Annotated in this window: 14 protein-coding genes; 8 read left to right on the forward strand and 6 right to left on the reverse strand. The window is 66.4% G+C overall.

Going from position 1 to position 15,290, the window contains the following annotated elements; genetic code table 11:
* Positions 1–48 precede the first annotated feature (48 nt).
* A complete protein-coding gene (locus E3T31_RS04170) occupies positions 49–1,584 on the reverse strand; it encodes an AlkA N-terminal domain-containing protein (protein ID WP_134467698.1) in 1,536 nt (511 codons plus the stop codon).
* Between the two features lie 110 nt (positions 1,585–1,694).
* Here E3T31_RS04170 and E3T31_RS04175 point away from each other — a divergent pair, with 110 nt between their 5' ends.
* From E3T31_RS04175 to E3T31_RS04185, 3 genes are all read left to right on the forward strand, one after another.
* A complete protein-coding gene (locus tag E3T31_RS04175) occupies positions 1,695–3,086 on the forward strand; it encodes an FAD-binding oxidoreductase (RefSeq protein WP_134467614.1) in 1,392 nt (463 codons plus the stop codon).
* A gap of 33 nt (positions 3,087–3,119) precedes the next feature.
* Positions 3,120–4,334, forward strand: a complete 1,215-nt coding sequence (locus E3T31_RS04180; protein WP_134467615.1) for a PrsW family intramembrane metalloprotease — start codon at positions 3,120–3,122, stop codon at positions 4,332–4,334.
* Between the two features lie 180 nt (positions 4,335–4,514).
* Positions 4,515–4,886, forward strand: coding sequence for an FKBP-type peptidyl-prolyl cis-trans isomerase (locus E3T31_RS04185; protein WP_198416970.1), 372 nt, complete (start codon positions 4,515–4,517; stop codon positions 4,884–4,886).
* An 89-nt stretch (positions 4,887–4,975) separates the two neighbouring features.
* Here the strand turns inward: E3T31_RS04185 and E3T31_RS04190 are convergent, their stop codons facing one another.
* Together E3T31_RS04190 and E3T31_RS04195 are read right to left on the reverse strand one after the other, a co-directional pair.
* The gene (locus E3T31_RS04190; RefSeq protein WP_134467700.1) at positions 4,976–5,221 is read right to left on the reverse strand and encodes a DUF167 domain-containing protein; all 246 of its coding nucleotides are present in this window, start codon (positions 5,219–5,221) and stop codon (positions 4,976–4,978) included.
* Between the two features lie 78 nt (positions 5,222–5,299).
* Positions 5,300–5,743 carry a pyridoxamine 5'-phosphate oxidase family protein gene (locus E3T31_RS04195; protein ID WP_134467616.1) on the reverse strand — a complete coding sequence of 148 codons (444 nt, stop codon included), beginning with the start codon at positions 5,741–5,743 and terminating at the stop codon, positions 5,300–5,302.
* Positions 5,744–5,942: 199 nt separating this feature from the next.
* On the opposite strand from E3T31_RS04195, the gene E3T31_RS04200 reads away from it, so the two are divergent.
* Positions 5,943–7,691, forward strand: a complete 1,749-nt coding sequence (locus E3T31_RS04200; RefSeq protein WP_134467617.1) for a BCCT family transporter — start codon at positions 5,943–5,945, stop codon at positions 7,689–7,691.
* A 27-nt stretch (positions 7,692–7,718) separates the two neighbouring features.
* On the opposite strand, the gene E3T31_RS04205 is transcribed toward E3T31_RS04200, so the two are convergent.
* Together E3T31_RS04205 and E3T31_RS04210 are read right to left on the reverse strand one after the other, a co-directional pair.
* A complete protein-coding gene (locus E3T31_RS04205; protein ID WP_134467618.1) occupies positions 7,719–7,985 on the reverse strand; it encodes a protealysin inhibitor emfourin in 267 nt (88 codons plus the stop codon).
* A gap of 9 nt (positions 7,986–7,994) precedes the next feature.
* On the reverse strand, positions 7,995–9,233 hold the full coding sequence (locus E3T31_RS04210) for a M4 family metallopeptidase (RefSeq protein ID WP_174844843.1): 1,239 nt from the start codon (positions 9,231–9,233) through the stop codon (positions 7,995–7,997).
* A 68-nt stretch (positions 9,234–9,301) separates the two neighbouring features.
* On the opposite strand from E3T31_RS04210, the gene E3T31_RS04215 reads away from it, so the two are divergent.
* From E3T31_RS04215 to E3T31_RS04225, 3 genes are read left to right on the forward strand one after another with little or no spacing between them, the layout of a single operon-like run.
* Positions 9,302–10,201: an LLM class flavin-dependent oxidoreductase gene (locus tag E3T31_RS04215; protein ID WP_134467619.1), complete on the forward strand. Its 900-nt coding sequence runs from the start codon at positions 9,302–9,304 to the stop codon at positions 10,199–10,201.
* Positions 10,202–10,251: 50 nt separating this feature from the next.
* On the forward strand, positions 10,252–11,361 hold the full coding sequence (locus E3T31_RS04220) for an AI-2E family transporter (RefSeq protein WP_134467620.1): 1,110 nt from the start codon (positions 10,252–10,254) through the stop codon (positions 11,359–11,361).
* A gap of 47 nt (positions 11,362–11,408) precedes the next feature.
* Positions 11,409–14,396 carry an aminotransferase gene (locus E3T31_RS04225; protein WP_134467621.1) on the forward strand — a complete coding sequence of 996 codons (2,988 nt, stop codon included), beginning with the start codon at positions 11,409–11,411 and terminating at the stop codon, positions 14,394–14,396.
* On the opposite strand, the gene E3T31_RS04230 is transcribed toward E3T31_RS04225, so the two are convergent.
* Positions 14,374–14,724, reverse strand: coding sequence for an ATP-dependent DNA ligase (locus tag E3T31_RS04230; protein ID WP_134467622.1), 351 nt, complete (start codon positions 14,722–14,724; stop codon positions 14,374–14,376). The two genes, E3T31_RS04225 and E3T31_RS04230, sit on opposite strands and share 23 nt — an antisense overlap.
* Positions 14,725–14,933: 209 nt before the next feature.
* Here E3T31_RS04230 and rpsO point away from each other — a divergent pair, with 209 nt between their 5' ends.
* On the forward strand, positions 14,934–15,203 hold the full coding sequence (gene rpsO, locus E3T31_RS04235; RefSeq protein WP_092112143.1) for a 30S ribosomal protein S15: 270 nt from the start codon (positions 14,934–14,936) through the stop codon (positions 15,201–15,203).
* Positions 15,204–15,290: the final 87 nt, after the last annotated feature.

The raw sequence follows: 15,290 nt of genomic DNA on the forward strand, positions 1-15,290 counted from the left end.
TAGGCTAGCGGCCCGGGCGTCGGCTCGCCCTGTGGGGTACGCCAACCCTCATTCGATCCGCTTGGAGGAAACGGGGGACATGGGAGGTATCGCCCCGGCCGCCCGCCAGAGATGCATTCCCGCGTAGCTGCGCCACGGCGCCCAATCCGCGCCGCGCGCCGCGAGCGCGCGCGGTTCGATTGACAGGCCGAGCCGGCCGGCACCCTGCCGCAGGGCCAGGTCGCTGGTCAGCAGAATGTCCGGGCTGCCGAGCACCCGCATCGCCACGTACCCGGCCGTCCACGGGCCGATTCCGGGCAGCGCCACCAAGCTAGCTTCGAGCTCGGCCCGCGTCTGCCCGAATGAGGGCGCGAGTTCGCCCGACGCCAGCAGCTCGGCTACGCGCAAAATCGTGTTGATCCGGGCGCCCGGCCCACGCAGCACCGCCCGCCCGCCGGCTCTGATCTGAGCCGCCGTCGGAAAGAGCAGGCACAGGTCGCCGCTCGGTCCCGGCAGCCGCTCGCCCAGCGCGTCGGCCAGCCGGGCGAGCGCCGTGCGCGCTCCCGCGACCGACACCTGCTGACCGATCAGCGCCCGAAACAGGGTCTCCTCGGCGTCCATGCTACCCGGTACGCGCAGACCGGGCGTCCGTGCCACCGAGGCGGCGAGCGCGGGATCGGCGGCGAGCTGGGCGTCGATGGCCGGCGCGTCAGCGTCGAGGTCGAACAGGCGCCGCACCCGGCTGACCAGCGGTGCCAGGTCGGCGAGATGCGCCTGATCCGCCAGAGGGGACAGCCGGATGCTGCAGGAAACCGCGGGGGCAGCATCCGTCCCCGACCGGGTCACCTCCACCACTGCCGTCCCGTGCGGCAGGCGCACGGTGCGGGCGTAGCTCGTGTCGGTGGCGGACTCGACGCCGGGCAGGGCGCGGGTGGCGAGAAAGCGCAGCACGCCGGCGCCGTCGAACGGCGCCCGGGCCGGAAGCTGGAGCAGAATCCTGGTCCCGGCGTGGTCATCCCGGGGGAGCGGCCCCGGCACGCCTCGCCTCGCCGCGCGCAGCTCGGAGGGCGTGCGCTCGTACACGGCGGCGACGGTGTCGTTGAACTGGCGCACGCTGCCAAAACCGGCCGCGAACGCGACGTCGGTGATCGACAGCTCCGTGTTCAACAGCAGCAGGCGGGCGGTCTGCGCGCGGTGGGCGCGGGCCAGGGCGAGTGGTCCGGCGCCGAGTTCGGCTACCAGTACCCGGGTCAGATGTCGGGCCGTGTAGCCGAGGCTGGCTGCGAGCCCCGGAACGCCGTTCCGCTCCACGATGCCGTCCGAGATCAGCCGCATCGCTCGGGCGGCCAGGTCGTCGCGCATGTTCCAGGCCGGTGAGCCGGGCACGGCGTCGGGCAGGCAGCGCTTGCAGGCTCGCAGACCAGCCTCGTGCGCGGCCGCCGCGGTGAGGTAGAACGACACATTGCCTGGCTTGGGAGTCGTGGCCGGGCAGCTCGGTCGGCAGTAGATACCGGTCGTGTGCACGCCGGTGATGAACTGGCCATCGAACCGGGCGTCGCGGGAGGACATGGCCCGGTAGCGCTCGGCGAAGAACCGGTCGGCCATTGGCGGGTCGGCGGTGGCAGCAGCTGAGCGGTTCACCCCATCAGCCTGCCACGCCAGCACGAGCACCGGTAGCGAAAATCAGACATCGTGCGGCTCACTAGGCTGAACGGATGAACGCACTGACGCGCCTCCAGACCGAGCTTGGCGACATCGTCAGCATCGACCCGCTTGACCTTGCGGCCAGCCGCACCGACAAGTCTGGCTGGGTCGCCGACGGCACACCGCTGGCCATCGTGCGCGCGACCGAGGTAGACCAGGTGCAGGCGGTGCTGCGCATCGCAACCGAGTTTCGGGTGCCGGTGGTGACCCGCGGGGCCGGCACCGGCCTGTCCGGGGGAGCCTGCGGCACCGACGGCTCGATCGTGCTGAGCGTGGCCGGCCTGAACCGCATCCTCGAAATCAATGCCGACGACGAACTCGCCGTCGTTGAAGCGGGTGTGATCAACCAGCACCTCAATGACGTGCTGGCCGAAAAGCAGCTTTGGTTCGCGCCCGATCCGGCGAGCAAGGCCATTTCCACGGTCGGCGGCAACATTGCCACGAACGCCGGCGGGCTGCTCTGCGCCAAGTACGGCGTCACCCGGGAGGCCGTGCTCGGCCTCGTGGTCGTGCTCGCTGACGGCAGCCTGCTGCGCACCGGCCACCGCACCATTAAGGGCGTCACCGGCTACGACCTCACCGCACTTTTGACCGGCTCGGAGGGAACCCTCGGCGTCATCGTCGAGGCAACGGTGCGGGTGCGCGCGCTGACCGCTGGCACGGTCGCCACCATCGGCGCGGTCTTTGAGACCGTCACCGCGGCGGCCGCAGCGAGCGCTGCCGTCACGGCCGCTCGCATCCGTCCCGCCGTGATGGAACTGATCGACCCGATCGCCCTCGCCCACGTCGCGACCTACCTGGGCCCGGACGGGTCGGCCGGGTTGCCGCTGGGCCGCGGCGCATTTCTACTCGTGCAGACCGACGGGCCGGCTGCGCTCGCCGAAGCCGAGCACGCCCTCATCGTGTTGCGCACAGCCGGCGGCGAGGCCACCCTCTCAACGGATGCCGCTTCCGGCGAACGCCTGCTGGCCATCCGCCGCGCCATGCACCCGGCCCTTGAGCAGCTGGGCCAGGTTCTCATTGAAGACGTGTCGGTGCCGCGCTCGCGCATGGCCGAGATGTTCGCCGCGATCGCCGATATCAGTACCCGCACGGGGATTCCCATTCCCACGGTCGCCCACGCCGGCGACGGAAACCTGCACCCCAACTTCGTGATCGAGCGACAACTCGGTGCGGCAGCGGATGCGCCGGTGCCCGACGAGATTTGGGCGGCGGCCGACGAAATGTTCCGGGCAGCGCTCGCGTTGGGCGGCACCCTCACCGGCGAACACGGTGTCGGCGTACTCAAGCGCCGGTGGTTGCGCGATGAGATCGGCGACCGCAGCCTAAACCTGCAGCGTCAGCTCAAGGCGGTGTTCGATCCGCTGGGTATACTCAACGCCGGCACCATGTTCGACGCCTGAGCGCCGGCGGGAACGTCCCGGTATTCTCAAGGAATGAGTCTCGACCAGCCGCCTGGCCAGCCGTCCCCCGAACACCTTCCCGTGCAGGCGAGCCCGACCCCGGTTCAACCGGTCTGGAACCGGGCGGTGCGACCCTCGCGTGCCGGCGCGATCGTGCTCGGCGTTGTCGGAATCGTGCTCGCCGGGCTGGCCCTGCTGGCCGTCATTTTGTATCTGACCACGTTCCTCGGCACCGGGGCGCTGCTGCTCGGGCTGCTCCTGGCGTTGCTGCCGCTCGCGGTCGTGCTGCTGGCGGTACGCTGGATCGACCGCTGGGACCCGGAGCCGCGCCCGGCCCTCATCTTCGCCTTACTCTGGGGCGCTGGCATCTCCATCGCCAGCGCGCTCGTCTTCGACCTCGGGGTGCAGATCACGATTGCGGCGAGCTCGGGGGCACTCGCCGGGAGTGATTTCGCATCCGCTGTTATTCAGGCGCCCCTGGTCGAGGAAATCGCCAAGGGGTTCGGCGTTCTGGTCTTGTTCTGGGCGGTGCGTCGGCATTTTGACGGTCCGCTCGACGGCGTCGTGTATGCCGCCACCATCGCCGCTGGCTTTGCCTTCTCCGAGAATATTCAGTACTTTGGCCTGGCCCTGGCCGACGGAGGCGCGCAGGACCTGGGGGCCACGTTCTTGCTGCGTGGAGTCTTTTCGCCGTTCGCGCACGTCACCTTCACCATCTGCACCGGACTGGCCTTGGGCCTGGCCGCCCGGCGCGGCGCCTCGAAGAGTGGGGCGTTCGGATTCTTTCTGCTCGGCCTCCTGCCCGCAATCGGCCTGCACGCGCTCTGGAACGGTGCCACCTTTGTGCTGGCCGGTGACGCATCCGTTCTGATCTACTACGTCGTCGTGCAGGTGCCGCTGTTCATCGTCGCTATTCTCATCGTGGTATTTTTTCGCCGCCAGGAGGCGCGCATCACCCTGCGACGGCTGCACGAATATTCGCGGGCCGGCTGGTTTACCGCGGACGAGGTTTCCATGCTCGGCACCGGGGCCGGCCGACGTCAGGCTCTGGCCTGGGGCGCGCGTCAACCGCGCTCGCGCCAGCTCGCCATGCGCCATTTCATAGCGGATGCGACCCGCCTCGCCTTTGTTCGCGACCGCCTCGTTCGCGGCCAGGGAACCCCCGCGTTACACGCCCGCGAGGCACTCCTGCTCGGTTTGCTCATAAACCACCGGGCCGAGGTACTGGGGCAGCAGCCACCGGGGTGAAATCGAACAGTCCGCACCAACAGAAACTCGCCGCTTCGGTGGTGTGGCAATGCCGACGACTCTACCGATGCGACGAGTTGGTGTACGACTAGACTGCACCCGCGGCGCCGTGGACGCAAGCATTATTTTTTTGGATCTGGCCGGTGTGCAATCGGGCACAAAATCCGGTTGGATGGGTGCATGACTGATATGAATTCCAAGCCCGAAATCGACTTTCCAGAGGGCGCTGCGCCCGAGCAACTTGAGGTCACCGATATCGTCATCGGAGACGGTGCCGAGGCGGCTGCCGGCGCGACCGTCGACGTGCATTACCTCGGTGTTGAGTTTGAGTCCGGCGACGAGTTTGACTCGTCCTGGAACCGAGGCCAGTCGATCAACTTTCCGTTGCGCTCGCTCATCGCGGGCTGGCAGGAAGGCATCCCCGGCATGAAGGTCGGCGGGCGTCGCAAGCTCGTTGTGCCCCCGCATCTCGCCTACGGCCCGGCTGGTTCCGGCCACCGTCTCTCCGGCCAGACCCTGATCTTCGTGATTGACCTGCTCGGCGTCAGCTAAAGCGCCACTCGAAACGAAACGAAGCGAAAGGAAACGGGATGCGGCTGCTGCAGTCGCATCCCGTTTCGTCTGCCGGGTGGGCGCTACGACTACGACCGGTCGATGCGCAAATGCTTGATCTTGGAGGTGTGACCGCGAATGATGCTCACATCACGCTTGGCCACCTGGAAGTGCTTGGCCAGCAGAGCGACCAGGGCGTCATTGGCGGCGCCCTCTACCGCGCGCTGCTGCAGAAAGACGGTGACGGAGGCGTGTTCCGGAGTGCTTTCGGCATCGTCGACCACGAGGGGGCCTTTGCGGCTGCCCGGCTTCACGTGCACGGTCAGGTTGAGCATGGCGGGCACGGCACTCCTGTTTGCCCTGGTTGGATGACAACGGGCGCACCTCAACGGTAGCGCGCCCGGTCACCGGCTCTACATCAGCGCCGTTGTGGGTTCCGGGCCGAGGGTGAACCGTCGCCCGGTGATCGTTGTTGGAATGATTTCGACGAACGTCGGCTTGACCGTGGGAATCAGGGGCCGAAGCGGCAGAGCGGCGGCCGCGTCAATCTCGTACTGGGAATCGAGCGCCCGTGCCGTTCCGTGCACGACGACGCTCCACGCTTCGTCGCGACCCACGCCATCCGTTTCGAAGGCCACCGTGTGGTTCACGGTCAGTTCCACGAGTTTGGTGCCGGCTGCCGTGCGAAACAGCAGCCGACGATCGGCCGCGACGAAATTCACCGGAAAGATGTCGGCAACGCCGCCGACGGCGACCGCGAGGCGGCCCAGACTCGCCGAGAGCAGGGCATTCCAGCATTCCTCTTCCGTGAGAGTGTGCACGGGATTGTGGGTGGCGTCGACATCTTCGTAGGTCATGGTCCATAATCACACGGTCCGGCACCCCAATCGAGGGGTGCATCGGCAAAAGTCGGCCTGTTCCTAAGAAAATCCCTTGCCCCCACTTTGCGGCACGCTTTACCGATAAGCTGGAAATTTGCCCAGCGGGGCACATACCTGGCGGCTCAGCAACGGTTTCTTTCGTCCGCCACAATCTATTCTTTGAGAAAGTTTCACAGTGAGTGCGCTACCCGAACTACCGGCGAAAACGCCAAAAATCAGTCCCCCCCGACCCCGGCGATTTGTTATTCCGGCTCCTCGAGTATTTTATCCGGCGCTCGGCATCATTTTGGTCGTCGTGATCGTCGCCATCGCCTTCCCGGTACGCACCGGCAGCGTGCTCGCCCTGCTGCAGGGTTGGGTCGTCGCCGGTCTCGGACCGTACTACATGGTCATCGTGGCCGCCTTCGTGGTATTCGCCATCTGGATGGGCGCGAGCCGCTTCGGCGACATCAAACTTGGCCAGGACGACGACAAGCCGGAATTCGGCATCATGAGCTGGTTCGCGATGCTGTTCGCCGCCGGTATGGGCATCGGCCTCGTCTTCTGGGGAGCGGCCGAGCCGCTCACCTTCTTCACCAACCCGAAACCCGGCGTGACCGGAGACTCGCAGGAGCTCGCCGCCGCCGCCATGTCGCAGACCTTCCTGCACTGGGGCTTTCACGCCTGGGCAATCTACGCCGTCGTCGGACTCGCTCTGGCCTACTCCATCCACCGCAAGGGCCGTCCGGTATCCATCCGCTGGGCCTTGGAGCCGCTCCTCGGTGACCGGGTCAAGGGTCGCCTCGGTGACGCCATCGACGTCATCGCCATCGTCGGAACCCTGTTCGGCGTGGCGACCTCACTCGGTCTCGGGGTCAAGCAGATTGCGGCCGGCCTGAGCTACCTCGGCGTCGTGGGTGAAGTCAACAACACCCTCCTTGTCGTGCTCATCATCGTGATCACCGCCATCGCCACCGTTTCCGTGGTGAGTGGAGTCGGCAAGGGCATCAAATGGCTCTCCAACATTAACCTCGGCGTGGCCGGGCTGCTGCTGATCGCCGTGCTGGCCCTCGGACCCACCCTGTACCTGCTGCGCGTGCTCGTCGAGTCCATCGGGGGGTACTTTCAGAACGTGATCGGACTCACCTTCGACGCCGGTTCCTTCACCGGGGAAGCCGGTACCGCCTGGCAGGGCGCCTGGACCGTCTTCTACTGGGGCTGGTGGATCTCGTGGGCGCCGTTCGTCGGTGTCTTCATCGCGCGCATCTCGCGTGGCCGCACCGTGCGGGAGTTCATCGCCGGCGTACTCCTCGTGCCGACGCTGGTCACCTTCGTCTGGTTCGCCGTCATGGGCGGCAGCGCCATCAAACTGGCCTGGGAAGGCGACGGCGGCGGTCTCTTCGACCCCGCGGTCGGAATCATCTCCGAGAACGTGCTGTTCAACTTCCTCGGGCAGCTTCCGCTCGGCGGCATCCTCTCGGTTATCGCCGTCATCGTGGTGGCGATCTTCTTCATCACCTCGGCCGACTCTGGCTCGCTCGTGATCGACATGCTCGCCTCGGGTGGCGACACCAACCCGCCCAAGTGGAGCCGCATCATGTGGGCGAGCCTCAGCGGAATCGTCGCGATCGCCCTGCTGCTGGCCGGCGGACTCGCTGCCCTGCAAACCGGCGCGATTCTGACCGCGATACCGGTCAGCATCGTCATGATCGGTATGTGTATTGCCACCTACAAGGCGTTCCGCATCGAGCACGAGGTTCTGGTCAGTGCCGAACGTCGTCAGCGTCGGGAGGAGATGGCGCGCCGCATCGGCAAGACCGTGACCGCGCACCTCGAGGAGAACTTCGACGACCACTTCGGCGATCAGGTCGACGGCCACATCGAGGCTGCGCTGACCGACGATCCAGCCCGTCGCCCCCGCTGGGGCCGTCGCTCGAAAGAATAACCAGCACCACCGCCGGTTCAGAGCCGCCTACATTCCGTTGGCGGCCTTGACGCGGTTGACCAGGTCGCGCCACGGACCGTTCACCTCGGGCTCGGCGAGCACCACCTCGTGCGGGGCGCATCGAATGCGATAGGCGAACCGGTCTGCAGTTGCCACACTGTCGGTAACGTCGTCCCAGGGCAGCGAATCGAGAAAATCCGCCCAGGTTGCGGGGTCGGGTTGCTCTTCAACTCTGACTTCCCAGGTGAGGCGGATCCCGGCCATCCCGCCGCTGCGCGAGACAATGACTTTCATACCGAAAGGTTACCCCGATGGTTGCCCCGCGGTCGGCCCGCGTCGCGGCTCCGGCGGCATCGGTGCCAGCGGGTCGACGAGAGGTGCCGAATACGCTGGCGGCAGGGAGATACCAGGGGCGCTCGGAGTGCCGGTCGTGTTGGGCAGCGGCGAGGGAACGGCGGCCACTACCCCGACCGTCGCCCAGGCCCGCAAGACCGCGTCGTGGGCGGTCGAACCGTTTCCATAGAGGCGGGCCGCGGTATCCGCCGTCGCCGCCGCGAAGGCAGCAAAATCGCTCTGCGGGCGAAGCATCGGTCCGGTGAGCGTGTCATACCAAATGCGGCCCGGCATTTCCCAGGCGTTGCCGCCGATGGCCTCGGCGACGAGGTAGAAGGCGCGGTTGGGAATGCTCGAGTTGAGGTGCACCCCGCCGTTGTCGTCGTCCGTCTCGACGTAACCGGCCATGCTGTCCGGCTGCGGATCCTTGCCGAGCACATCATCGTTGTACGCCGTGCCGGGCGCTTTCATCGAGCGCAGGGCGATGCCCTCAACCTGTTCGGTGAATAGGCCCTCGCCGATCAGCCAGCTGGCCGCGCTGGTCGGCTGTCCCCGCAGATTTTGCTCGACGAGCGCGCCGAACACATCGGAAATGGACTCGTTGAGCGCGCCGGACTGACCCTGGTACTCCAGGTTCGCCGAGAATTGGGTGACGCCGTGCGTGAGCTCGTGACCGATCACACTCGGCGAAATGGTGAACCGGTTGAAAACCTGGCCATCTCCGTCGCCGAACACCATGCGTTCACCGTCCCAGAAGGCGTTGTCGTATTTCTGGCCATAGTGCACCGTGGCATCCATCGGCATACCACCGTTATCGATGCTGTCGCGTCCGAACTGGTTCCAGTACATCGCCTGGGTGGCTCCGAGGCTGTCATACGACTCGGTCACGGCAGGGTCGGTTCCGGCGGGCTGACCCTCCGTGCGCACCCGGCGACCGGGTAGGCGTTCGAGGCCACCGGCATCCGAAATGGTGCGATCGGATTCCCCCGGTGTGCGGGTGGGCAGGCTGTGCGCACTCGGGTGGGCGCGTGGATGCGTGCCATCGCGCAATTGCCGAATCCGCGAGTCCCGCAGTAGCGAGTCCCTAGCGGCAGCCGCGGCCCGCGCGAATTTGGGATCGTCCAGTTGTGCCAATCGCATCAGCAGGTACGGCGGCACGATCGTGCAGTGTGGGTGAATCTGCGGAGTGTGAATCTGCGGAGTGTCCATGTGCAGAGTCTGGCACCGGGCACCGACATCGCAACAGGTCGAAGCGCCCCGCTGAATAGACTCGCCTCATGCGCTTTGGAATCGTCATTCTCCCGCAAGACCCATGGCCGTGTGCGCGCGAGAAGTGGCTCGGTGCCGAGCAGTACGGCTTCGACCACGCCTGGACCTACGACCACCTGTCCTGGCGGTCGCTCGTCGACGAACCCTGGAATGCAACCATTCCCACCCTGACCGCCGCAGCGGCCGTGACCGAACGCATCGTTCTGGGCACCTTTGTCTCCTCACCGAATTTTCGGCATCCGGTGCCATTTGCCAAGGACATAGCCACCGTCGACGACGTGTCGAACGCACGGTTTCTGCTCGGGGTCGGGTCGGGCGGCACCGGGTTCGACGCCACCGTTCTGGGCCAGCCCCAGTACACGCCCCGGCAGCGGCACGAACGGTTCGCCGAATTCGTCGCCGACCTCGACCTCTTGCTACGCGGCGAGGAGACGGGTTCCACCGCGGGAATCAGTTTCGCTGGTGACTGGTACTCGGCTGTCAATGCGCGCATGGTGCTGCCCAAGTCGACCGCCCCGGTGCGGCAACGCGTGCCGTTCGTCATCGCCGCCAACGGCCCCAAAGGCCTGGGACTGGTCAGTCGGTTCGGGCAGGGCTGGGTGACGACCGGCCAGGATGGAACCTCGGGGGAGGACTGGTGGGAGGGCGTGCGCGGCCTCACGCACCGGCTGGACGACGTGGCGACCGCTGAAGGCCGAGACCCGGCCGCCATCGACCGCTACCTCTCACTCGACAGCGGCGGAACATATTCCCTGCAGAGCATGAATGCGTTCGAGGATGCCGTCGGCCGCGCTGCCGACCTCGGTTTCACCGACGTCATCAGCCACTGGCCGCGCGCCAGTGGAATCTACGCCGGCGACGAAGCCGTACTCGACGCGGTGGCGGGCACCTTCACTGAAATCAAATGAAGTAGCCGGTCGATCGGGGTTTCTGCCCGATGCCTGTCTAGGCTGGGTGCATGCGCGCACACGACGACCCCACGCCCCTGGTCCCTCGCACTCCGCTGAATGACCGGCTCGGCTGGCTCGGCCTGCGCAGCGGGCAGATTCTGCTCGTCATCGTGCTCGCGTCCGCCGTCATCTACGGACTCGTGCAGCTCAAGCTCGTCGTCATCCCGGTCCTGATCGCCATCATCCTTGCCGCGGCTCTGAGTCCGGTGATCAACGGACTGCGCAAGCGCGGCGTCGCCGCTATTCTGGCCACCTGGATCACCCTGCTCGGCGGCATCGCCGTGTTCGGCGGCATCATCACGCTCATCGTGTTCGCTGTGCGCGACCAGTGGAACGAACTGTTCTCCTCGGCCTCCGAGGGCATCGACAAGCTCCAGCAATTCCTCATCGACGGACCGATCCAGGTCGACGCGCAGCAGATTACCGACGCCCGCAATAGTGTCGTCGATTTTCTCACCAGCAGTCAGTTCGGCTCGGGGGCGCTGGCCGGGGCATCCGCTGTTTTTGAACTGATCACCGGGTCCGTGCTGCTCGTGGTCATTCTGTTCTTCTTCCTTAAGGACGGCGGCCAGATCTGGAACTTCTTCCTGAGTCCGTTCAAGGGTGAGCGCCTCGCCCGCGGACGCCGCATCGGTCACACCTCCCTGCGGGTGCTGGGCGGGTACGTACGGGGCACCGCGATCGTCGCCGCCGTCGACGCCACCGCGATCGGCATCGGCCTGGCCATTTTGCAGGTTCCGCTCGCCCTGCCGCTCGCGGTCATCGTGTTCCTCGGAGCGTTTATTCCGCTGATCGGAGCGACCGCGGCCGGTGTGCTCGCCGCGCTCGTGGCCCTGGTCGCGAGTGGCCCGGTCGTGGCGCTCATCGTGCTCATCATCGTGGTCGCTGTCAACCAGCTCGAGGGAAACTTTCTGCAGCCGGTCGTCATGGCGCAGTCACTCAAGCTGCATCCGCTCGTCATCCTGGTCGGCCTGACCGCCGGAACCATTCTCGGCGGCATCGTCGGTGCCGTGCTCTCGGTGCCGATCGCTGCCGTCGCCTGGGCCATCGCCAAGGCCTGGAACACCCCGGATGCCCCACGCGCCATTCCGCCGAAGCGGCTCGTGCGCAAGCGCTAAACCCATCCTGCCCGTGCCACCGCTGCCACCCGCATGACTGGAGAACCATGACCGAGCAGAGCCACTTCCACCTGCCGCGCCCGCGCCTGACGCTCGAACAGGCGGTCGATCTCGCCCGCGAGCGGTTCAACGTCATCGGCTTCGTCGCCGAGCTGGGCAGCAACCAGGATCGCAACTTTCGCATTCACACGGATGCCGCCACGGTCGTACTCAAGGTCTCCAACCCGGCCATCGCCCCCGTCGCGCTTGAGGCGCAGAACGCTGCCCTGGCGCACCTGCGCGTCTTGGGGCTCGACCTGCCAGCGGCGCTCCAGGGGATCGACGGTGGCGAGATCCAGCGCGTCACCATCGATGGGCAGGCCCTCGACCTGCGCCTGCTGACCTATGTGCATGGGCAGCCGCTGACCGACTCACTCCGTCTGTCCGACGGGCAGATCCGCTCGCTCGGCGATGTGGCGGGCCGGATCGCGTCTGGCCTCCAGGACTTCGAGCACCCGGGAACCGACCGCGTTCTGCAGTGGGATTTGCGCCGCGGCGGCGAAGTCATCGACGCGCTCCTGCACTTCGTCGACAACGATAGCCACAAGGATCGCCTTCGGGCGGTGACCGACACGGCGCGGCAGCAGGTCGCGCCGGTCACGGCCGACCTGCGGGTGCAGACGATTCATGGCGACCTGACCGACGACAACGTCGTCTCGCTCGACGACACCACAGACACGATCACCGGGGTCATCGACTTCGGCGACGTAGCGCAGGGCTGGCTGGTGGCCGAGCTTGCCGCGACCTGCGCCTGCGTGCTTTACCGCAGCCCGCAGCATCCGCTCGCCATGCTCGCTGCGATCGAGGCATTCGCAGCGCGGGCGCCGCTGACCGAGGGTGAAATCAGCGCGCTCTGGCCGCTGATCGTGTTGCGCTGCGCTGTGCTCGTCGTGAGCGGTGAACAGCAGGTGCGTCTGGACGGTGACAACGATTACGCCGACGCGAACCGCGCCCGCGAGTGGCGCGCCTTCGAAACGGCCGCCGACCTTGATGGTGCAGAGGTTGAAGCGCTCATCCGGTTCACGTTGGCGGGCACCGACGCCCCCATCATGACAACCGACTACCCCCTGGCTGGGCCGCTCGATCCAGCGGCCATCATCGACCTGTCCGTGACGAGCGCTGGTTACGACGCCGGAGTCTGGCTGGAACCGGACATTGATGCGCGCATTGCAGCGGATGCCGCAGCCCAGCTCGGCCACGCCGTCACCCGCTACGGCGAATACCGGCTCTCCCAAACGCGCATCAACACGGCCGAGGAATCGGTCACCCTGGCCCTCGGCGTCGAGGTGATCCTGCCGGGCGGCAGCCACATCACCGCGCCGATCGCGGGGACGGTTGTGGTCGTCGATTCCGACACGGTGCGGCTCGAGGCCGCCCACTTCGACCTGTGGCTGACCGGCATCGACGCCGCGGCCATCGACGGCCAGACCGTCGAAGCCGGAACGACTCTCGGTACCGCTCTCGGTACCGCTCTTGGTGCGGCTCAGGCCAGTTCGGCCGGTGCACGCCACGCCGCCCGAGTGGCCCGCGTGACCCTGCAGACCAGCCGGCTTCGCGGCATCCGCCCGCCGTTCTTCGCCGCACCGTCACACGCTGCGCTCTGGCAGCGGGTCTGCCCCGACCCGTCAGCGCTGCTCGGGCTGGAAACCGCCCGTTCACTGGCCGATGCCGGCGCCCTGTTGCAGCGCCGGGACCAGTCCTTTGCGCGCGTGCAGGAACACTATTACCAAGCCCCGCCGCAGATCGAACGTGGCTGGCAGCATCACCTCATCGATACTCACGGCCAGGCCTACGTCGACATGGTGAACAATGTCACGACAGTCGGACACGGGCACCCGCGGATTGCCGAGGCCGCGCGCAGCCAATGGTCGCTGCTTAATACCAACTCCCGCTTTCACTACGAGGAGCTCGTGCGCTTCACCGAGCGCCTCGCCGAACTCGCCCCCGACCCGCTCGACACCGTCTTTCTGGTCAATAGCGGCACCGAGGCCGTCGACCTCGCCCTGCGCCTCGCCCTCAGCTACACCGGCCAGGACACCGTGCTCGCGGTGCGCGAGGCCTATCACGGCTGGTCGCTGGCAGCGGATGCCGTCTCCTCCTCGGTCGCCGACAACCCCCGGGCGCTCGACACCCGGCCCGACTGGGTGCACCTGGTCGAAGCGCCGAACGCCGTGCGCGGCAAATATCGGGGCATGCAGTCTGCCCCGCAGTACCTCGACGACCTCGACGGCGATCTGCGGGACCTGGCCGACGCCGAGCGCACGGTAGCCGCGTTCATCGCCGAGCCCGTATTCGGCAATGCCGGCGGCGTGTTATTGCCCGACGGCTACCTGGCCGGCGTCTACGAGCGGATGCGCGCCCGCGGCGCACTCTGCATCGCCGACGAGGTGCAGGTGAGCTACGCCCGGCTCGGCAAGCACTTCTGGGGTACCGAGCAACAAGGAGTGGTTCCCGACATCATCACCATCGCCAAGGCAATAGGCAACGGGCATCCGCTCGGCGCGGTCATCACCCGCCGAGACATTGCGGAGCGCTTCAGCGAGGAGGGACCGTTCTTTTCGTCGGCTGGCGGCAGCCCGCTGAGCTGCCGAATCGGCCTGACCGTGCTCGACATCATGCGCGACGAAGGCCTGCAACAAAATGCTGAGGTCGTCGGCCGGCATCTCAAACAGGGCCTGGAACGGCTCGGTGAACGCTTCGATCTGATCGGTGCGGTGTACGGAATGGGGCTCTACCTCGGCGTCGAGCTGGTCAGCGACCGCGCCGCCTTCACTCCGGCGACGGGCGCGGCCGCACGGCTCTGCGACGAGCTGCTGCTGCGCGGCTGCATCGTGCAGCCCACCGGCGACTTTGAAAACGTGCTCAAGATCAAGCCGCCGCTCTGTCTCAGTATCGCCAGCGCCGACCATTTTCTGGCCGCGCTGGCCGACGCGCTGGGTGCCATCGCCCCCAGAGCAGCGCAGCCCCCAACGCTTAGCGCCGCGTCTTCGCGCTGATACTCGGCGACGGCGACGGCGACGGCGACGGTGTCGGCTCGGCGATGAACGCCAGACCGCCGGCACTGTTGGCCGAGAGCATGAGGACTTCGATCCAGTCCCGGTTGATCGACGGGGTGCGACTGCCAAAATATCGGTAGTACAGCGTGCTCGTCGGGTCGAGCCAGATCGCGCTGCGACCGCTTCCCTCGTCGGCCGAATCGGACCAGGTGAAAATGAAACTCTCCCGGCGCCGCAGCTTGGTGCTGATCACGATCTGCAGATGCATGAGGGCACGATCGTCGAAGGTGATCACGATACCCGGATTGCCATACAGCAACGTACCCATGTTCATGCACCTCCTCGATTATTCCCCCACTGTAGCGCTATGAGCGGGCGGGAATAGACCGGACGCATGGCACCAAAACGGGAGGGTGTGCTGGTTATGCCGGTGTGCTCTGCTAAAGTATCAAGGTTGCCGTTCAACGGCCGCGGATAAAGAGAGCTCAGGCATCCTGCCAAGGGCACCGCGCAGTGAGAGAAAGGGGATCCCACTTTATGGCACTCGAACCAGATGCTAAGAAGGCGATCATCGAAAAGTACGCTACCCACCCAGGCGACACCGGGTCCCCGGAAGTTCAGATTGCAATGCTCACGCAGCGCATTCTTGACCTCACCGAGCACTTGAAAGAGCACAAGCACGACCACCACTCACGTCGTGGCCTGCTTCTTATGGTTGGTCAGCGTCGCCGTCTGCTCGGTTACCTGTCGGACATCGACATCACTCGGTACCGCACACTGATCGGCAGCCTCGGCCTGCGTCGCTAATTTCGCGCAGTTTAATTGCACGAAGCGAATGCAGCGTTGACAACGCGAACTTCTTCACAACGGGTCGTCACCTTTTAGGTGGCGGCC

The sequence above is a fragment of the Cryobacterium sp. TMS1-13-1 genome (assembly GCF_004403125.1).
GTDB lineage: Bacteria > Actinomycetota > Actinomycetes > Actinomycetales > Microbacteriaceae > Cryobacterium > Cryobacterium levicorallinum.